Genomic DNA, 19,804 nt, shown 5'->3' with positions numbered 1-19,804 from the left:
CCAAGTGGCGTCGCGGGGAAGATCCCCGGCCGGCGGGATGCCGGCCGGGTGACGGGGGCTCTCAGGCATCCTTCGCGCGGCGGTCGGTGACGAGAGCCATCTCGCACTCCGCACGGAAACGGTCGGTGCCCGGGCCGCTGCGCAGGTCGTGGCCGCCGAGCTCGACCAGCCGGCCGAGCACCGCGGCCGCGCGCGGGCCGACCGTACCGAGCGCGAGCCCGGGCACCGACTCGGCCGGGGCCGCGAGGTCGACCACCCGGACCACGGTGTCCTCGCGCTGGAAGACGGTGCTCGCCGCGAGCGGGTGCGTCCCCTCCTCCATCGCCAGCCGGTCCTGCCGGGCGAGCAGCCCGGCGACGGCGGACCCGCAGCCGGGCCGGACGGGGTACAGCAGCGCGTGGCGGACGACCTCGCCCGGCGCGCCGGGGGCGGCCACGTGGTGCACGGCGGGCAGCGCGGCCCGCATGAAGAACGAGCGCGCCGACTCGGGGTCGCCGAGATCGCGGTCCTCCTCCAGGTACGGGTTGATCGCCTCCTCGACGGCCCGCACCTCGGGCTGCTGGGCCACGTGGCGCAGCGCGGCCCCCAGGTCACCGGCCACCTCGACGGCCCGCACCACCCGGTTGCCCCGCATGAAGAGCGAGGTGCGGCAGAGCCGGGTGTGCCCGTCGACCCGGGCGGCCGGCGAGGTGTAGCCCGCCAGGATCCCGGCCACGACCCGCTCGCTGCCGCGCTTCACGGTGAAGGTGAGGGCGTGCCGGACGATGCCGTCCGTCACCGGGGCCGGCCCGTCGAAGGTCTCCGCACCCGAGGTCTCCCGCATGATGCTGAACCGCAGCGAGCGGGTGTCCCGCACGCACCCGTGCAGGGGCTTGACCATGGCCCGGTGCGCCGCGCTGTCCACCCAGGCGAGGAACGGCTGCGCGCTCTCCCACTCGCTGGTGATCAGCCACTGCGAGGGGTCCTCGATCGACTGGCACAGCTGGTCGCTGACGTGGCCGGGCACGGCGGCCACCTGGTGGCGGAGCTGCTCGTACGCGTCCAGGAAGCGCTGCTGCGCGCCGTCCATGATGTCGCACAGCAGGACGACGCGGAGCCTGGAGGCGGTGAGTGCCGGGCGGCGCGACGCGGGTTCGGTCAGGGTCGTCATGTTCCACTTCTCCTTGGATCCTTGGAGGCCGAGGGCCTTCGTCGGCCTTCGCCACCGGTCACGGACCGTCACATCGCGTGGGCCCCGTCCGGCGCCGCCGCCTCCCGTGAGCACCCCCGCCGGGATCCGGCCCTTGAAGCCTGAGGTCGATCGTGCTGGCCGCGCACCGATGACGCGAGAGCTGGAAGCCATCCGAGCGAAAAAGCGGGGACATGACACCCCTCACCGAGCGTCATCGCGGCCCGCACCGGAGGCTGGACCCGGGCTCCCCGGCCTCCGGCGCCACGCCGGGGCGGCCACGAGTCACCCGGAGGCGGGTCCCGTACGGACGCGTCCCGTACCCGAGTCCCGTACAGAGTGGAGCAGTCGATGACGTCGAAGGTCGATGACCGGGTGCCGGTCCTCATCGTGGGAGGCTCGTTGGTGGGGCTGTCCGCCTCCCTCTTCCTGGGCCGGCTCGGTGTGCGGCACCTGCTGGTCGAGAAGCACGCCGACACCTCGCACCACCCCCGGGGGCGCGGCAACAACGTCCGGACGATGGAGCTGTACCGGACGGCGGGCGTCGAGGCCCCGATCCGCGAGGCCGCCTCCGTACTCGCCGACAACCACGGCATCCTGCAGGCCGACACGCTGGCGGGCGCGGAGCAGGAGTGGCTGTTCAAGGAGATCGACCCCGGTGGGGCGCTCGCCCGGTTCAGCCCGTCCGGCTGGTGCCTGTGCAGCCAGAACGACCTGGAGCCGGTGCTGCTGCGGCGTGCCCGCGAGCTGGCCGCCGGACTGGGCGGCGAGCTGCGGTTCGGCACCGAGCTGGTCTCCTTCGAGCAGGACGGGGACGGCGTGACCGTACTGCTGCGCAGCCGGGAGAACGGCGAGCAGCGGACGGTCCGGGCCGGCTACCTGGTGGCCGCCGACGGTCCGCGCAGCCCCGTCCGGGAGCGGCTCGGCATCGGGCAGACCGGGCCCGGCGACCTGTTCCACAACGTGAGCGTCACCTTCCGCGCCAAGCGGCTCGCCGAGGTGGCCGGCGACCGGCGCTTCATCGCCTGCTACCTGACCACTCCTCAGGGGCCGGGCGCACTGCTGCCGGTGGACAACCGGGAGCAGTGGGTCTTCCACGCCCCCTGGCACCCCGACCGGGGCGAGACCCTGGAGGACTTCACCGACGAACGGTGCGTGGCGCACATCAGGGCGGCCACCGGGGTGCCCGACCTGGAGGTCGAGATCACCGGCAAGGCCCCCTGGCACGCGGCGGAGCGGGTCGCCGAGCGCTACGGGAGCGGCCGGGTCTTCCTGGCCGGGGACTCCGCACACGAGATGTCACCCACCGGCGCGTTCGGCTCCAACACCGGGATCCAGGACGCGCACAACCTCGCCTGGAAGCTGGCCGCCGTCCTGGCCGGCTGGGCGGGACCTGGCCTGCTGGAGACGTACGGCGCGGAACGGCGGCCGGTGGCGGTCGCGACCAGCGCCCGGGCCTCGGCCCGGTCGGCGGAGCACCGGCACCCGGGCTACGCGGCGGTGCCCGGCACGGGCCGGCAGAAGAACGTCCTCGCGGTGGCCCTGGGCTACCGCTACCCGGTCGGCGCCGTGGTCGGCACGGACCCGGCGGCGCCGCCGGTGCCGGACGGCTTCGAAACCACCGGTGCACCGGGCAGCCGGGCACCGCACGTGTGGCTGCGCCGGGCAGGCGGGCGACTGTCGACGCTGGACCTCTTCGAGAAGTCGCTCGTACTCCTCACCGGGCCCGGCGGCACGGCCTGGCACACGGCGGGCGCGCTGCTCGCCGAGCGGCTGGGCATCCGGCTGGACGCGTACCGGATCGGCGACGCCCCGGACCTGGACCTCGCCCCCGAACCAGGTACCGACTGGGCCCAGGCGTACGGCATCGGGCCCGACGGGGCCGTCCTGATCCGCCCGGACGGCTTCGTGGCCTGGCGTTCCACGGAAGCCGCGGCCGACCCGGAGGCGGAGCTCGGGAGCGCCCTCCGGACCGTACTCCGCAGATAGGGGTTACTGATCAGGGGCGCGGGGAACTGCGCGAGATCGGAAGGCAGCCACCTGCGCCCTACCGCCCTCGCACAGCTCCCCGCGCCGCTACCCGGCCCGACGGCGGAGCCGCAACGCGTCGGCGAGCGCGACCAGCAGCGCCAGCACCACGAACCCGATGGCCAGGGCCAGGCCCCGCTGGAACGCCCCGCCCCAGTCGTCGTGGTCGGCGGCGATCCGTGAGAAGAACACCGAGCCGACGGCGGCGATGCCGACGGCCGAGCCGATCCGCTGCGCGGTCTGCAGCACTCCCCCGGCGCTGCCCGCCGTGGCCACCGGCACCTCGCTGAGGGTCAGGGTCTGGTTCGGCGCGATCACCAGGCCGCTGCCGACCCCGGCCACCAGCAGCGGCACCACCGTGGCCCAGCCGACCAGACGGCCGGACCACAGGTGGACGGCGAGGGCCGCACCCGCCAGCCCCAGCACCACCAGAGCGAGACCCGCCGTGACCAGCGGCCGCCCGAAGCGGTGCACCACCCGCCCGCCGACCGCCGCCGCGGCGCCCGAGCCGAGGGCGAACGGTGTGATCGACAGGCCGGCCAGCAGCGCGCTGTAGTGCTGCCCGCTCTGGAGGTAGAGGCTGAAGATGAAGAAGACCGCCGTGAACCCGGCGAAGTACACCAGCGAGAGCAGCACGCCCAGCGAGTAGGAGCGGGCGTGGAACAGGCTCATCCGGACCACCGGCTCCCGGTGGCGGCCGTACCGGCGCTCCCAGCCGACGAAGGCGGCCAGCAGGAGCGCGGCGGCCGGGAGCAGCAGCCACTTGGTGTCGCCGTGCCAGGTCTGCTGCACGAACGGCAGCATCAGCAGCAGCGTGCCGCCGCCCAGCAGCAGGAGCCCGACCGGATCGAAGTCGCGGCCCGCCCGCGCCGCGGACTTCGGAACGGGAACGGGCGCGGGCGCGGGCGCGGGCAGCAGCCGGTACGCCACCGGCAGCGCGACGAAGCCGATCGGCAGGTTGACGTAGAACACCCAGCGCCAGCCCTGCTGCGCGCCGAAGAGCTGGATCAGCAGGCCACCCAGCAGCGGTCCGACCGCGGTGGAGATCCCGATGGTGGCGCCGAGCAGGCCGAAGGCCCTGCCGCGCTCGGCCCCCCGGAACAGCTGCTGGATGAAGCCGGAGACCTGCGGCACCAGCACACCGCCCGCCGCGCCCTGGACCAGCCGGGCACTCACCAGCCAGGCTTCGCTCTGCGCGGCCCCGGCCACCGCGCTGGCGGCCGTGAACAGCGCGAGTCCGGCCATGAAGACCGCGCGTCGGCTGCGCGCGTCCCCCAGCCGTCCGGCCGGCACGAGGGCGAGGCCGAAGGCCAGCGCGTAGCCGGAGAGCACCCACTGAAGTCCGCTGTCCGACATCCGCAGGCTGCTCCGCACGGACGGCAGGGCGACGTTGACGATGCTGACGTCGAGCAGGGTCATGAACCCGGCCACCAGGCAGACCGCGAGTGCCTGCCAGCGCCGGTCCCGGCGGGCACCGTCGCCCGGGCCGCGCCGCCCGGCGCCGGTGGCGGACGCGCCGTTCGGTGGGGGAACTGTGCTCACGGTGGAGCCTTTCGCGGGTGACGACTCAAGGCGCGGGCGCCTGACCTCCGCGAGGCCAGCTCACAGTATTGCGGCTGGCCACCCGCAGACCCCCGCGCCCGGGCGCGCCACGCCGACACGGCCCGGCCGGAGCCCGCGCGGCCGGTGCACGGCCGGTCGGTGCGCGGCCGGGACCGGTCCGGTGTCACTTCGCGGGAGCAGCCGCTCCCTCCCGGGTGCGGGTGTCGAGGCTGAGGAGGGTGTAGAGGAGGAGCGAGGAGGCGAGCCCGACGGCCCAGCCGTAGTCGGCGAGGGGTTTGAGCAGCGGGATGACCCCATCGGCGGGAAAGGGCCCCTGTCGGGTGCCATCGGCGCCGACGGTGGAGTAGGAGCCGCCGATCGCGAGGACGCCGCCGGCCAGCGCTGCCGCGCTGTCAGTTGAGGGCGGCCCAGTTCTGGGTGTTGGTGCCGGCGGCCGGGTTGGCGGTGACGGCGGCGCCGGGGGTGACGGGGGCGCTGTCGAGGGAGTAGCCGGACGCCGGGTTGGTGATCGTATAGGTGCCGCTGCTGTTCTGGGTGACCTTCCAGTCCTGCCACGGATTGCTGGAGTTGACGGCCCGCAGGATGGCTTGGCCGCCGGCGGAGTTGGGTGCGGTCAGTACGAGGGCGTCCGGGCAGCCGTCGATGAGCTGCACAGTGCCGTTCGGGTTTGCCCTGAGCGTCCACTGCTGCTTGTTGCGCGTGGCGTCGTAGGTGGCGAGGAGGGCGGGGGAGCTGGCGGAGGCGCCGCACTGGTCGGAGCGTTCCAGGGCCAGACCGCCGCCGTTGGTGAGGGCGTGGGTCCGGCCGTCGTTCACGATCGTGGGGCCGTAGTTGATGGTGTGGGAGGCCAGGGACGTGAGTGCGCTGCCGGTGGTGGCGAGCGGGGGGTTGGCGGCGGGCCGGCCGGTCTTGAAGTAGTCGGCGAAGGTGCCGGGCTGACGCGTGGTCATCACGCTGACGGTCCTGTCCCAGCCACCGTCGATGTTGTTCCACATGTCCAGCAGTGAGCCGTCCACGTTGCCCTGGACCTGGTCCCCGGTCTGCCAGCCGGTGGCGTACGTGAAACTCTGGCTGGAGCCGTCAGGCCACACGTAGCGGTAGTCCTTCAGGAGGTAGGCGGCTGCGGCGTCGGCGAAACCCTCGGTCCAGGCGCAGCTGGCGGAGCTCGCCTGGTCGATGTAGTGCGGACTGCAGCCGGTCACCTGCGGGAACTGCCCGTTGTACAGGCGGTGCATGAGGAAGTGGCTGGCCTCGTGGAGCACGGTGTGCTCGGAGTCGGGGGCGTCGGCGGTGAGGTGGACGGTGTTGGCCATGTCGTAGAACGTGCCGTCGGCCGAGTTGGCCGTCCACTGGACGTTGAGTTCGGTGCAGGCGTTGTTGTTCGCCTCGGGGGTGGCCCAGCAGATGCTGACGGAGTTGTTGCGCGCCCACCACAGGAGGTTGAGGGTGTCGAAGGCGTGCCAGGCCCGTGCGTTGGACGCCTTGAGCGTGCCGAGGGAGGTGCTGGCGGCGACGTTGGTCAAGGTCGGCGAGTCGTAGGTGTAGGCGGTTCCGGTGGTGTCGCTGACCTTCCACAGCCGGGTGCTCTCGGCGCTGAACCGCACCCACATGCTGCTCATCGCGGCCGTGGTGGTGGGGGTGTAGCAGAGGTTGAAGCCGCCGTCGGCGACGGCGGTGTACTGGTAATCGGCGGTGAGCTGGCGGGGGGCGTCGGTGGACTTCTCCTTGCCCCACAGCTGGATGTTCGCGTTGCGGACCGGTTTGGTCAGCGTGGGCTTGCTCCGGCCGGCTTCGGCCGACTGGTAGTCGTACTGGAGCTTGCCGCTCAGGCAGATGGGGGTCGCGGCCGAGGCGCTGGACGCCGTCAGCGGGATGGCAGCAAGGGCGAGCAGGACGGTGCTCACGACGGCGATGCCGCGTGGCAGCCGAGATCCGATGGCCACAGGGTTCCTCTCGTAGGGGCGCTGCCAGTGTTCCAGCGCCCGCCTTGCCGGCTCGCCGGCTCCAGAACATGCGCAGGGCTCCCGCCGGTGGAGCGGTTGCGAGAACTGCCCCGGTCCACCGACGGCCGCACGGTGTGCTTCACCCGTTCGTGGCGTGTCGCGAATTGCCGTCGCGCACCTGAGCGGTGATCGGTCAACGGGCCGCAAGTCCACCGCAGCACCCGCCGGTGAGGGTTGGTCCCCGCCGCGGCTCGGAGGGGAACGCACCGGCCCAGGTGTCGTCAAGGAAGCGCAGTGCTGGGTGGCGGGGGTGGGAGCGGTCGGGCGGGAGCAAGCCACCAGCATGAGCGGGGTCCACGTGCATCCCGATCAACTGGTCGTCCACCGCCCCAACGGCAACAGCGTCCACGGTCTTCATCGTCGCGTCAGTGACCGATGAATCCTCGTACCCCAGGCCAGCCATCCGGCTACCTGGCACAGCGGATGATCCGCCGTTAATTGCTCCCCTGGCGACGGCGGCCTGTGAGCGGAGCCGAACCATCGCCGCTGCGAACGCCACGGAGCGATCCCCACGAGCACGGGGATCTCTCCTCCAGGTGCTCACGGCCGTGCAGCTGCCGGTAGTCGGCCCCGCGCTCGCGGGGATCGCTCCTGCCCGGCCTGCATCGTCCCTGTCAGGAGCTACGGTGGACGAGACCGGCCTGTACGCCGGGTACAGGCTTCCCATTCGGGTGTCACCGCAAGGGCCGGCTCCCCCTGCCGCAGGAGATCCCCTCGGGTCCTCGCCCTGCGGATGGCCTGCACGCCGCGGCCTCGCGGCGAGGCGCCGCGAGGCCGGGGCGCCTACGGGGTTTTGGGCTATCAGGACCTGGCCCGAGACCCGAGGCTGAGAAGGGTGTAAAGGAGGAGGGCGGAGGCGAAGCCGACGGCCCAGCCGTAGTCGGCGAGGGGTTTGAGCAGCGGGATGACCCCGTCGACGGGGAAGGGCCCCTGTCGGGTGCCGTCGGCACCGACGGTGGAGTAGGAGCCGCCGATCGCGAGGACGCCGCCGGCCAACAGGGCGAGGACGGCGAGCCAGTTCCAGCCCGCCGTGTACCAGTAGCGGCCGTCGGGGCGGTAGAGCTCGGCGAGGGCGAGGCCGGTGCGGCGGATCAGCCAGTAGTCGGCGATCAGGACGCCCGCGACGGTGCCCAGCAGACCGCCGACCACGCCGAGCCAGGTGAAGATGTAGACGTGCGGGTTGGCGATCAGCTTCCACGGCATGATGGCGATCCCGACCACGCCCGTGATCAGCGCGCCGGTACGGAAGTTGACGAACCGTGGCGCCAGGTGCGCGAGGTCGTAGGCCGGGCTGACGACGTTCGCCGCGATGTTCACCGACAGGGTCGCGACCAGCACGACGAGGAGGGCGAAGAGCGTGCCGGCCACGCTGTCCATCTTCGCGGCGAGCTGGATCGGGTCCCAGATCGGGGTGCCGTAGACCGCCTGCGAGCCCGAGGTCACCAGGACCGAGAGGAGGGCGAACAGCGTCATCGTGGTGGGGAGTCCGAGTGCCTGGCCCCGGATCTGGGCCCGCTGGCTGCCGCCGAAACGGGTGAAGTCGGGGATGTTCAGCGCCAGCGTCGACCAGAAGCCGATCATGCCCATCAGGGACGGGAAGAACACCTTCCAGAAGCGGTTCCCCCATCCGAGCGCCGACGGCTGGGAGAGCAGCGGGCCGAGGCCGCCCGCCTTCACCGTGATCCAGGCCAGCAGCGCCAGCGCGCCCACGATCACGAACGGCGCCGCCCAGTTCTCGAACCGCCGCAGCGTCTCCATCCCCCGGACGATCACCGCGATCTCCAGCGCCCAGAAGAGCCCGAACGCCAGCCACTGCGTCCACGGCTGCCCCGCCACCTGACCGGCCGTCTGCCAGCCGTGCCCGAGGACCTTCCCGGCCAGCAGGAAGATCCCCTCGCCGCCGATCCAGGTCTGGATGCCGAACCAGGCGCAGGCCACGGCCGCCCGGACCATCGCCGGCAGGTTCGCCCCGCGCAGCCCGAACGAGGCCCGTGCGAACACCGGGAACGGGATGCCGTACTTGGTGCCCGCATGCCCGATGAGCAGCATCGGGACCAGCACGATCAGGTTGGCGAGCGCGATGGTGAGCACGGCCTGCTTCCAGTCCATGCCGAGTGCGACCAGGCCCGAGGCGAGCGTCCAGGACGGGATGTTGTGGGCCATCCCGACCCAGAGGGCGAGGAAGTTGTACGTGGACCAGCGCCTCCCGGCGACCGGGACGGGCGCCAGGTCGTCGTTGGCGAACCGGGGGTCGGCGAGGGTGGACCCGGCGGCGAGTTCGACCCGCCCGTCGGGGTGGGTGGTCTGCGCTGCTGACATGGGGGCGACCGCCAGGAGTGGGGAGGAGGGCCCTGAGGGCGGGGGACGGTACCGCTGCCGTGTGTGTCGGGGACCGCCTCGGCGGTGTCCCGCACAGCGTAGACCGCGAGGCGGACGGCGCCCAGGGTGCGGAACGGGTGAGTCGCTGCCGGGCCGTCAGCCGGACGCCCGCCGCCGGGCCGTCGGCCCGACGCCCGGAGCCGGACGCCCGCCCGCCCTGACGGGCCGGGCGGGCGGGCGTCCGGCGGGGTCAGCCCTCGATCCGGTGCTGGGTCCAGAACGAGGTCAGGTCGACCGTGCCAGCGGCGGCCTGCGCGGCGGCCTTGAACTCGGCCGTGGTGGAGACGCCGTACCAGTGCGACTGCGCGTAGTCGTGCAGCAGCTTGGTCATCGCGGTGTCGCCGATCAGGCGCTGGAGGTCGTGCAGCGCGCACTTGCCGTAGCCGTAGACGACGGTGGAGTACCGCGAGGAGTGCGCGTCCCAGTACGCCATCGAGTCGGTGATCTTCTCGGCGGCGGAGGCCCAGGAGACACTGCTCCAGCAGCCGGAGCCGCTCTGGCCGAGGGCGAGGTCGGTGGCGTAGTCGGTGAACGCCTCGTCCAGCCAGGGGCCGTTGTACTCGTCGTCGCCGACGATCCCGTAGAACCACTGGTGGCCCAGCTCGTGGGTGAGCGCCGTGGTGCTGACCAGGTCGAGGACGAATCCCGGGTACTCCATGCCGCCGAACCAGAAGTTGTTGTCGAGCACCGCGTCCACCTCGGTGTACGGGTACGCGCCGAACCGCTGGGCGTGCGCGTCGATCGCCGACTTGGAGGTCGCCAGCATCGACTGGGCGTCGGCGGAGCTGATGCCGGTCACCGAGTAGACGTTGACCTTCACCCCGGCCGGGGAGGTGCCGGAGATCTCGGCGAACGGCCCGGCGGCCCAGGCGAAGTCGCGGACCTTGCTCGCCGTCGCCCGGGTGACGGTGCGGCCCGCCGCGCCGGGGGTGTCCACCGAGGTGCCGGTGGCGGGCACCAGCAGGTTGGTGGGGTGGTCGAGTGTCACGTCGAAGTCGGCGGCCAGCGAGTAGAACGACTCGCCGTTGTTGGTGTAGGGGTCGAGGTGCCAGCCGGCCGCGTCCCGGATCGCCAGGACGGGCAGCGCGTTGCCGAGGAAGGCGAACGCGCCGTCATGGCCGAAGCGGTCGGCGCCGCTCGGGACGCTGATGCCCAGGTCGAAGCCGATCGCACCGCTCTGGCCCTGGTTCAGCGGCTGCGGCAGAGTCACCTTGAGGGCGGTGCAGTTCACCGACAGGGGGGCCGCCACACCGCCCGTCAGGTTGGTGACGGTGATCGGCGTGGTCGGGCAGCTGCCGTGCGCGTTGTCCCACAGGCGCAGGTACACCTCGGTGAGCGGGGAGGCCGACGCGTTGGCGAAGGTCACGTTCTCGTGCCCGGTCCAGTTGTCGCCGGAGGCGTCGGAGGCCAGGTTGACCGTGTAGCCGAGCGAGCCGGGTGTCCGGGTGGCGTCGGTGGGCGGGGGCGGCGGGGTGCTGCCGCCGCCCACGTTGAGCGCCAGGTCGTCGAGCACGAAGCTGGTCTGCAGGCCGGAGTCCTCGACGCCGCTGAACGACACGGCGACCGTCTGGCCCGCGAAGGAGGAGACGTCGAAGGACTTCTGTACGTACCCCGAGGCCGCGTCCAGGTTGGAGTAGGTGGCCAGCGTGCTGCCGCCGATCTTGGCGGTGAGCTTGTCGTAGGCGGTGGTGCCGGTCTCGGCGGTGTCGACGTGCAGCCAGAAGGTCAGCGTGGCGGAGGTGCAGCCGGCCGGGAGGGTGACGGTCTGCGCCAGGGTGTCGGTGTGCGAGGACCCGTAGCCGTCGAGCCAGGCGAAGCCGCTGCCGGAGTGGGCGCTCTGGCCGGTGCCGGCGCCGATCACCCCGCTCGACGCCGTCCAGGGTGAACTTCCGCTCTCGAAACCGCCGTTGGCTATCACCTGGGCGGGCGTGCAGTCGGCGGCGGCGGCCGGCGTGCCCGCCGCGACGGTGCCCGCGGCGCCGACCGCCAGGGCGGCGGCGACGACCAGCGGGAGGAGTCTTCTTCTTCTCATCGGATCCTCTTCGAATGCAGCAGCGCTCACTGGGGACGGGCAGCTGGTGAGGCCGTGTCATGGCGCGCTGTCCCGGGAAGCGCTGTCGTGGCGTCACCGTGCCGTGGCATCGGCGGGGAGCGCTGTCACCCGCTGCGGCCGAATGCAAGACTGGCAGCAGAATTCTCATTTTGGTAGGAGCATGACAAAGATTTTTGCCCGGCTTTCCACGACAACGGCCCGCCGGTCGGACCGGCGGGCCGCGCTGGGGGTGGACTCGGGACGGACCCGGAGGTCAGCTGAGCTGCGGAATGACGCTCGCGCCGTAGGCGTCGATGGTCGACTCGACGGCGTCGTGCATGGCGTAGACCGCGAACTGGTCGACGCCCAGCGCGCGGAGCTGCTCCAGCTTGGCGAGCTGGGCCTCCGGCGGGCCGATCACACAGAACCGGTCGACGATCTCGTCCGGGACGAAGGCGGTGTCGGGGTTGCCCGCCCGGCCGTGGTGACTGTAGTCGTAGCCCTGCCGGTCCTTGATGTACGCGGTGAGCGCGTCGGGCACCAGGCCGGAGTGCTCGCCGTACTTGGCGACCAGGTCCGCGACGTGGTTGCCGACCATGCCGCCGAACCAGCGGCACTGCTCACGGGCGTGGGCCAGCGCCCCGGGCGAGTCGTCCTCGGTGACGTACGCCGGGGCGGCCACGCAGATGGTCACCTCGGACGGGTCCCGGCCGGCCGCCACCGCCGCGTCGCGGACGGCCTTGACCATCCACTCGGTCAGGAAGGGGTCGGCGAGCTGCAGGATGAAACCGTCCGCCTGACGCCCGGTCAGGGCGAGCGCCTTCGGCCCGTACGCGCCCGTCCAGACCGGCAGCCGGGCACCGGGCCGGATCCAGGGGATCCGCAGCACCGTCCCGTCCACCTCGGCCTCGCGGCCCTCGGCGAGCTCCTTGATGGCGTGCATGGCGGCGGACAGCCGGTCCAGGGTGGCCGGGCGGCGGCCGGCCACCCGCATCGCGGAGTCGCCGCGCCCGATGCCGCAGACGGTGCGGTTGCCGAACATGTCGTTCAGGGTCGCGAAGGTGGAGGCCGTCACCTCCCAGGCCCGGGTGCCGGGGTTGGTCACCATCGGGCCGACCACCAGGCGTTCGGTCTGCGCCAGGATCTGGCTGTGGACGACGAAGGGCTCCTGCCAGAGCACCACCGAGTCGAAGGTCCACCCGTGGGTGAACCCGGCCCGCTCGGCGCGCTGCATCCGCTCCACCAGGAGCCGCGCGGGCGGGTCGGTCTGGAGCACGAGGCCGATGTCCAAGTCTGTTGCCTCTTTCTGCTGGGAGTGCGTCCTGCTGGGGGTGCGTCAGATCAGGTACTGGCAGGTGGCGCGCGGCTGGTAGCGGCCGTGACCGGGCCGGCCGAGGTAGCTGTCGCCGTCGACCACCACCGTGCCCCGGGAGAGCACGGTCCGCGCCCGGCCGGTCAGCCGCCTGCCCTCGTAGGCCGAGTAGTCGACGTTCATGTGGTGGGTCGCGGCCGAGACGGTGTGCACGGCGGCCGGGTCGTAGACCACGAGGTCGGCGTCGGACCCGGGCGCGATGGTGCCCTTGCGCGGGTAGAGGCCGAACATCCGGGCCGGGGTGGCGCAGGCGATCTCGATCCAGCGGCGGCGCGAGATGTGGCCGTCGAGCACCGCCTGGTGCAGCAGGTCCATCCGGTTCTCGACGCCGGGCAGGCCGTTGGGGATCTTGGAGAAGTCGCCGCGCCCGAGCTCCTTCTGGCCGGTGAAGCAGAACGGGCAGTGGTCGGTGGAGACCACCTGGAGGTCGTTGGTGCGCAGGCCCCGCCACAGCTGCGCCTGGTGCTCACGCGGCCGCAGCGGCGTGGAGCAGACGTACTTGGCGCCCTCGAAGCCGTCGGCGCCACGCTCGGCCAGGTTGTCGGTGGAGAGGAAGAGGTACTGCGGGCAGGTCTCGCCGAAGACGTTCAGCCCCTGGTCCCGGGCGGTGACCAGCTCGGCCAGCGCCGAGGCGGCCGAGACGTGCACGACGTACAGCGGAGCGCCCGCGACCTGGGCGAGCCGGATCGCGCGGTGGGTGGCCTCGGCCTCCAGCAGCTCGTGCCGGACCTCGCCGTGGAAGCGCGGGTCGGTCTTCCCGGCGGCCAGCGCCTGGGCGACCAGCACGTCGATCGCGATGCCGTTCTCGGCGTGCATCATGATCAGGCCGCCGTTGTCGGCGCCGCGCTGCATCGCGCGCAGGATCTTGCCGTCGTCGCTGTAGAAGACGCCGGGGTAGGCCATGAACAGCTTGAAGGAGGTCACGCCCTCCCCCACCAGGAGGTCCATCTCCTTGAGACTGCCCTCGGTGACGTCGCCGAGGATCATGTGGAAGCCGTAGTCGATCGCGCAGTTGCCCTGGGCCTTGGCGTGCCAGGCGTCCAGCCCGTCCCGGAGCGAGGCGCCGACCGACTGGACGGCGAAGTCGACGATGGTGGTGGTGCCGCCCCAGGCGGCGGCGCGGGTCCCGGTCTCGAAGGTGTCGGACGCCGAGGTGCCGCCGAACGGCAGCTCCATGTGGGTGTGCGCGTCCACGCCGCCCGGGATGACGTAATGGCCGGCGGCGTCGATGACGCGGTCCGCCGTCCAGCTCTCGGCGGCGCTGCTGCCGGAGGCGGCCAGCGCGACGACCTGTTCGCCCTCGATCAGCACGTCGGCGGCCAGCTCCTCGGCCGCCGTGACGACCAGGCCGCCTCGGATCACCGTACGGGTCATGGTGTTCTCCCCTCGGGATTCTCAGGCCTCGGTCAGCGGTCCGTAGGCGTCCGGGCGGCGGTCGCGGTAGAACGCCCACTGCTGCCGGACTTCCTCGATCAGGCCGAGGTCCAGGTCCCGGACGACCAGCTCCTCGTCCTTGTCGGAGGCCGGCTCACCGACGAACTGCCCGCGCGGGTCGACGAAGTAGCTGGTGCCGTAGAAGTCGTTGTCGCCGTACTCCTCGGTGCCGACCCGGTTGATCGCCGCGACGAAGTACTCGTTGGCGACGGCGGCGGCGGGCTGCTCCAGCTGCCAGAGGTAGGCGGACAGGCCCCGGCTGGTGGCCGACGGGTTGTAGACGATCTCCGCGCCGGCCAGGCCGAGGGCGCGCCAGCCCTCGGGGAAGTGCCGGTCGTAGCAGATGTAGACGCCGACCTTGCCGACGGCGGTGTCGAACACCGGCCAGCCGAGGTTTCCGGGCTTGAAGTAGTACTTCTCCCAGAATCCCTTGACCTGCGGGATGTGGTGTTTACGGTATTTGCCGAGGTAGGAGCCGTCCGCGTCGATCACGGCGGCGGTGTTGTAGTAGAAGCCGGCCTGTTCGGCCTCGTACACCGGGACGACGATCACCAGCCCGAGTTCCCTGGCCAGCGCCCGCATCCGGGTCACGGTCGGACCGTCCGGGACGGGCTCGGCCCAGCGGTAGTGCTCGGGTTCCTGGACCTGGCAGAAGTACGGGGCGTTGAAGACCTCCTGGAATCCGATGATCTGCGCACCCTGGGCGGCGGCGTCCCGGGCCGCCTGCTCGTGGGCCTCGATCATGGATTCCGGGTCACCTGTCCAGGAGGTCTGGAAAAGGGCGGCGCGTACCACTCGGCTCATGGGTCATCTCCTCGCGGGGGGAATCCGCTGTAGACCGTCGAGAGTAGGAGTTCCGGGGCCCGGGTTGTAGTGTCACGCGCCAATGCGTCCGGTTTCTTTTCGTCACACGACGACTCGGCCGGCACATCTGCCGATAAACATCCCAGAGCACTGTTCCGGATGATTCCGATGGGGCCCGAGTGTCCTCGCCGGGCCCTTGGGGCGGGTGGGACTTTGCCCGGGGCCTTCCCGAACAGGCAAGATAGGCCGGGTGACCCTCCTGGACCTGATGCCGAGCCCTGCCACTCCCGATGCGCTGTACGAGACCTTCGCCGAGTGGGCGATGGAGCGCGGCATCACGCTGTACCCCGCCCAGGAGGAGGCGCTGATCGAGCTGGTCTCCGGGAACAACGTGATCCTGGCGACCCCGACCGGCTCCGGCAAGAGCCTGGTGGCGGCCGGTGCGCACTTCGCCGCGCTGGCCGAGGGCAAGCGGACCTTCTACACCGCGCCGATCAAGGCGCTGGTCTCGGAGAAGTTCTTCGACCTGTGCAAGATGTTCGGCACCGAGCAGGTCGGCATGATGACGGGCGACGCGAGCGTCAACCCGACCGCGCCGATCATCTGCTGCACCGCCGAGGTGCTGGCCAACATCGCGCTGCGCGACGGCGCCCGGGCCGACATCGGCCAGGTCGTGATGGACGAGTTCCACTTCTACGCCGAACCGGACCGGGGCTGGGCCTGGCAGATCCCGATCCTCGAACTGCCGCACGTGCAGTTCCTGCTGATGTCGGCCACGCTCGGCGACGTCCGCCGCTTCGAGGCGGACCTGACCCGCCGCACCGGACGCCCGACCACGGTGGTCCGCTCGGCCACCCGCCCCGTCCCGCTGTTCTACGAGTACCGCCGCACCACCATGCACGACACCCTGGAGGAGCTGCTGACGACCGGCCAGGCCCCGGTCTACGTCGTGCACTTCACCCAGAAGGAGGCGGTGGAGCGGGCACAGTCGCTGATGAGCATCAACATGTGCACCAAGGCGGAGAAGGACGCCATCGCCGACCTGATCGGCCGCTTCCGCTTCACCACCAAGTTCGGCCGCAACCTCTCCCGCTACGTCCGGCACGGCATCGGCGTGCACCACGCCGGCATGCTGCCCAAGTACCGCCGGCTGGTCGAGCGCCTCGCGCAGGCCGGTCTGCTGAAGGTCATCTGCGGCACCGACACCCTCGGCGTCGGCGTCAACGTGCCGATCCGCACCGTGCTGTTCACCGCGCTGTCCAAGTACGACGGCATCCGGGTGCGCACCCTGCGCGCCCGCGAGTTCCACCAGATCGCCGGGCGCGCGGGCCGGGCCGGGTACGACACCGTCGGCCAGGTCGTCGCCCAGGCGCCGGAGCACGTGATCGAGAACGACAAGGCCGTCGCCAAGGCCGGCGACGACCCGAAGAAGCGCCGCAAGGTGGTCCGCAAGAAGGCGCCGGAAGGTTTCGTCGGCTGGACGGAGGAGGGCTTCGAGAAGCTCATCGCCGCCGACCCCGAGCCGCTGGTCTCCCGCTTCAAGGTCAGCCACGCGATGCTGCTCTCGGTGATCGGCCGGCCCGGCAACGCCTTCGAGGCGATGCGCCACCTGCTGACCGACAACCACGAGGACCGCTCAGCGCAGCGCCGCCACATCCGCAGCGCCATCGCGATCTACCGCTCGCTGGTGGACGGCGGCGTGGTCGAGCGCCTGGACGAGCCCGACGCGGAGGGCCGGATCGTCCGCCTGACCGTCGACCTCCAGGAGAACTTCGCGCTCAACCAGCCGCTCTCCACCTTCGCCCTGGCCGCCTTCGAGCTGCTCGACCCGGCCTCGCCCTCGTACGCGATGGACGTGGTCTCGGTGGTCGAGGCCACCCTCGACGACCCGCGCCAGATCCTCGCCGCCCAGCAGAACAAGGCGCGCGGCGAGGCGATCGGCGAGATGAAGCGGGACGGGATCGAGTACGAGGAGCGGATGGAGCGGCTCCAGGAGATCACCTACCCGAAGCCGCAGGAGGAGCTGCTCAGCCACGCCTACGAGGTCTACGCGCGGGCTCACCCCTGGATCGGCGACCACCCGCTGCGCCCGAAGTCCGTGGTCCGCGACCTGTACGAGCGGGCGATGACCTTCACGGACTACGTCGGCCACTACGACCTCGCACGCACCGAGGGCATCGTGCTGCGGTACCTCGCCGGGGCGTTCAAGGCGCTGGAGCAGACCGTCCGCGAGGAGATCAAGACCGACGACCTCAAGGACGTCATCGCCTGGCTCGGCGAGCTCGTCCGCCAGGTCGACTCCAGCCTGCTGGACGAGTGGGAGCAGCTGGCCAACCCGACCGACCCCGAATCCCCCGAGGTCGTGCTCGACGACCGTCCGGCGCCGGTCACCGCGAACGAGCGGGCCTTCCGGGTACTGGTGCGCAACGAGATGTTCCGCCGGGTCGAGCTGGCGGCATTGGAGAACTACCACGCGCTGGGCGAGCTGGACGGCGAGTACGGCTGGGACGCCGACCGCTGGGCGGACGCGATGGACGAGTACTGGGAGGAGCACGACGACCTCGGTACCGGGCCGAACGCGCGCGGGCCGAAGATGCTGCTGATCGAGCAGGAGGAGGACTCCTGGACGGTGCGGCAGATCTTCGACGACCCGGCCAGGGACCACGACTGGGGCATCAGCGCGGAGGTCGACCTGCACGGCTCCGACGAGGAGGGGCGGGCGGTGCTGCGGGTGACCGCGGTCGACCGGCTGGACGGGTAGGCCCCCGAGGGGCATGCCGCTGAATGGCGGCGTGCCCCCTGGTTGAAGGGCTACAGCCAGGCGAAGGGGGCCTCGGCCGTGAACGAGACGGCCCGGGTCGCCGCGTCGAGCGCCGCCTCGCCGGCCGGGTTCGCGGCGCCGGGGTCGGCGTAGCGGGAGACGGTGACGGTCAGGTAGTGGCCGACCGCCTGCACCCGGCTGCTGGTCGGCTCCTTGCCGCCGGGGTGCGGGGCGGCCGAGGGGCCGCCCGGCAGCGGCGGCGCGAGCACGAAGACCAGCGCCTCGGGGTTGCCCCCCACCGCCTGGGCGGCCTTCGCGGCAGCCGCCGGATCGGCGAACCGCAGGACCACCAGGCTGGTGACCACCTGCTGGTCGAGGCGGCTGAAGCCGACCCCGACGTAGCCCTGGCAGCCGGTGTCGCGGAGCACGTCGTGGGTGCGGTCGAAGAGGGCGTCGGCGCACGTCGCGCTCTGCCTGGCCGTGGTGCGCTTCGCCTTGTAGTCGAACAGGTCGATGCCGCGCTGCGGCGGGAAGTACCGGTCGGCGGTGAAGGACTGGGCCTCCGTCAGCGGCTCGGCGGGGGTCGCGCCGATCGCCGGGACGTTGGTCGCGGTGGACGAGCCGCCGGAGCCGGCGTCCACCTGCGAGCCTGCGACGATCCAGCCGACGCCTGCCGCGGCCACCGCGAGGGTGCACCCGAGCAGCACCCGGCGCGGGCTTCTTCGCGCCCGGTGGATACGGGTCGGCACATGGCTCTGCTGGCCTGCCGGGCGCGGGTCGCGCTCCCCCTGCGTGGTCATGGCGCAGATTGTAAGCACATCATCCGAACGGTGGATCAATGCCCTGACCAGCCGACCGACCCGCTCTCCCGCGCTACGGTCGGCGTCCGGACTGTGACAACTCGCACACCGCCACGCCGATCTTCTGGCGGGTTCCCTCTAGCCCTTCTCCCGCCCTGCCAGGCAGGATCAGGAGCATGGATCTGCTCGACACCCTCACCGCCAAGGGCCTGCGCCGGGAAACCCCCACCCGCGAGGAAGCGCTCGCCGTACTCGCCACCACCGATGACGAGTTGCTGGACGTGGTCGCGGCCGCCGGTCGGGTGCGCCGACAGTGGTTCGGCCGCCGGGTCAAGCTCAACTACCTGGTGAACCTCAAGAGCGGGCTGTGCCCGGAGGACTGCTCGTACTGTTCGCAGCGGCTCGGCTCCACCGCCGGGATCCTCAAGTACACCTGGCTGAAGCCCGAGCAGGCCGCCGAGGCGGCGGCCGCCGGGCTCGCCGGCGGCGCGAAGCGGGTCTGCCTGGTGGCCAGCGGCCGGGGCCCGACGGACCGTGACATCGAGCGGGTCGCCGACACCATCGCCGCCATCAAGGACGCCAACGAGGCCGTCGAGGTCTGCGCCTGTCTGGGCCTGCTCTCCGGCAACCAGGCCGAGCGGCTGAAGGCGGCCGGCGCGGACGCGTACAACCACAACCTGAACACCTCCGAGGCCACCTACGGCGACATCACCTCCACCCACACCTACGCGGACCGGGTGGACACCGTCAACAAGGCGCACGGCGCCGGCCTCTCCGCCTGCTCCGGCCTGATCGCGGGCATGGGCGAGAGCGACGAGGACCTGGTCGACGTGGTCTTCGCGCTGCGCGAGCTGGACTCGGACTCGGTGCCGGTCAACTTCCTGATCCCGTTCGAGGGCACCCCGCTCGCCAAGGAGTGGAACCTCACCCCGCAGCGCTGCCTGCGCATCCTGGCGATGGTCCGGTTCGTCTGCCCGGACGTCGAGGTCCGGATCGCCGGCGGCCGTGAGGTGCACCTGCGGAGCATGCAGCCGCTGGGCCTGCACATCGCCAACTCGATCTTCCTGGGCGACTACCTGACCAGCGAGGGCCAGGCCGGACAGGCCGACCTCGACATGATCGCGGACGCCGGGTTCGAGGTGGAGGGCGCGGGCCAGGTGACGCTGCCCGCGCACCGCTCCGAGGTGGCGGCCGGCGGCTGCGGCACGGGTGGCGGCTGCGGATCGGCCGGCGGCTGCGGCACCGGCGCCGACACGGGCTGCGGCGGTCACGGCGAGTCCGCCTCGGCGGGCGGGTGCGGGCCCTGCGGCTCGCACGAGCCGGCCGCCGCGGTGGCCGAGGCCGCTGCCGAGGGCACCGAGGCCGCCGAGGCCGAGCTGCCCGAGGAGGTCCGCAGCGAGCTGGTCAAGGTGCGCCGGCGTGGCGCCGGTACCGAGCTGGCCCCGAACGCCTGAGGACTC

The 19,804-nt window shown here is 71.9% G+C and carries 12 protein-coding genes and 1 pseudogene; 3 read left to right on the top strand and 10 right to left on the bottom strand.

The genetic code is table 11. The features are described 5' to 3' along the window. Positions 1-61 precede the first annotated feature (61 nt). A complete protein-coding gene (locus tag ABD330_RS18035) occupies positions 62-1,150 on the bottom strand; it encodes a SchA/CurD-like domain-containing protein (RefSeq protein ID WP_344466199.1) in 1,089 nt (362 codons plus the stop codon). Positions 1,151-1,519: 369 nt separating this feature from the next. Here ABD330_RS18035 and ABD330_RS18030 point away from each other — a divergent pair, with 369 nt between their 5' ends. Next, positions 1,520-3,157 (top strand): FAD-dependent oxidoreductase, encoded by a 1,638-nt coding sequence (locus tag ABD330_RS18030; RefSeq protein ID WP_344466197.1) that lies wholly within the window; start codon positions 1,520-1,522, stop codon positions 3,155-3,157. 87 nt (positions 3,158-3,244) lie between these two features. Here ABD330_RS18030 and ABD330_RS18025 read toward each other — a convergent pair whose 3' ends face one another. From ABD330_RS18025 to ABD330_RS17990, 8 genes and pseudogenes are all read right to left on the bottom strand, one after another. After that, positions 3,245-4,615 carry an MFS transporter gene (locus tag ABD330_RS18025; RefSeq protein ID WP_425555566.1) on the bottom strand — a complete coding sequence of 457 codons (1,371 nt, stop codon included), beginning with the start codon at positions 4,613-4,615 and terminating at the stop codon, positions 3,245-3,247. Between the two features lie 307 nt (positions 4,616-4,922). Then, positions 4,923-5,144, bottom strand: a pseudogene (locus ABD330_RS18020) (nitrate reductase); the annotation flags it as partial. Positions 5,145-5,151: 7 nt separating this feature from the next. Next, positions 5,152-6,702 carry an RICIN domain-containing protein gene (locus tag ABD330_RS18015; protein ID WP_344466193.1) on the bottom strand — a complete coding sequence of 517 codons (1,551 nt, stop codon included), beginning with the start codon at positions 6,700-6,702 and terminating at the stop codon, positions 5,152-5,154. Between the two features lie 861 nt (positions 6,703-7,563). Next, positions 7,564-9,081: an NCS1 family nucleobase:cation symporter-1 gene (locus ABD330_RS18010; protein WP_344466190.1), complete on the bottom strand. Its 1,518-nt coding sequence runs from the start codon at positions 9,079-9,081 to the stop codon at positions 7,564-7,566. A gap of 250 nt (positions 9,082-9,331) precedes the next feature. After that, complete coding sequence (locus ABD330_RS18005; RefSeq protein WP_344466187.1) at positions 9,332-11,173, bottom strand: M1 family aminopeptidase; 1,842 nt, start codon at positions 11,171-11,173, stop codon at positions 9,332-9,334. Positions 11,174-11,447: 274 nt separating this feature from the next. Continuing rightward, positions 11,448-12,464: a TIGR03842 family LLM class F420-dependent oxidoreductase gene (locus tag ABD330_RS18000; protein ID WP_344466185.1), complete on the bottom strand. Its 1,017-nt coding sequence runs from the start codon at positions 12,462-12,464 to the stop codon at positions 11,448-11,450. A 45-nt stretch (positions 12,465-12,509) separates the two neighbouring features. Next, complete coding sequence (gene hydA, locus ABD330_RS17995; protein WP_344466183.1) at positions 12,510-13,919, bottom strand: dihydropyrimidinase; 1,410 nt, start codon at positions 13,917-13,919, stop codon at positions 12,510-12,512. 21 nt (positions 13,920-13,940) lie between these two features. After that, complete coding sequence (locus ABD330_RS17990; RefSeq protein ID WP_344466181.1) at positions 13,941-14,783, bottom strand: nitrilase-related carbon-nitrogen hydrolase; 843 nt, start codon at positions 14,781-14,783, stop codon at positions 13,941-13,943. A gap of 268 nt (positions 14,784-15,051) precedes the next feature. Here ABD330_RS17990 and ABD330_RS17985 point away from each other — a divergent pair, with 268 nt between their 5' ends. Then, the gene (locus tag ABD330_RS17985) at positions 15,052-17,544 is read left to right on the top strand and encodes a DEAD/DEAH box helicase (RefSeq protein ID WP_344466253.1); all 2,493 of its coding nucleotides are present in this window, start codon (positions 15,052-15,054) and stop codon (positions 17,542-17,544) included. Positions 17,545-17,594: 50 nt separating this feature from the next. Here ABD330_RS17985 and ABD330_RS17980 read toward each other — a convergent pair whose 3' ends face one another. Further along, entirely contained in the window at positions 17,595-18,344 is a 750-nt protein-coding gene (locus tag ABD330_RS17980) for a hypothetical protein (protein ID WP_344466179.1), read from the bottom strand. Positions 18,345-18,520: 176 nt separating this feature from the next. On the opposite strand from ABD330_RS17980, the gene bioB reads away from it, so the two are divergent. After that, the gene (gene bioB, locus ABD330_RS17975; RefSeq protein ID WP_344466177.1) at positions 18,521-19,798 is read left to right on the top strand and encodes a biotin synthase BioB; all 1,278 of its coding nucleotides are present in this window, start codon (positions 18,521-18,523) and stop codon (positions 19,796-19,798) included. The last annotated feature ends 6 nt before the right edge of the window (positions 19,799-19,804 follow it).

It is taken from the genome of Kitasatospora kazusensis (genome assembly GCF_039529945.1).
GTDB classification, from domain to species: domain Bacteria; phylum Actinomycetota; class Actinomycetes; order Streptomycetales; family Streptomycetaceae; genus Kitasatospora; species Kitasatospora kazusensis.
This window is presented reverse-complemented; position numbering and strand designations above follow the sequence as displayed.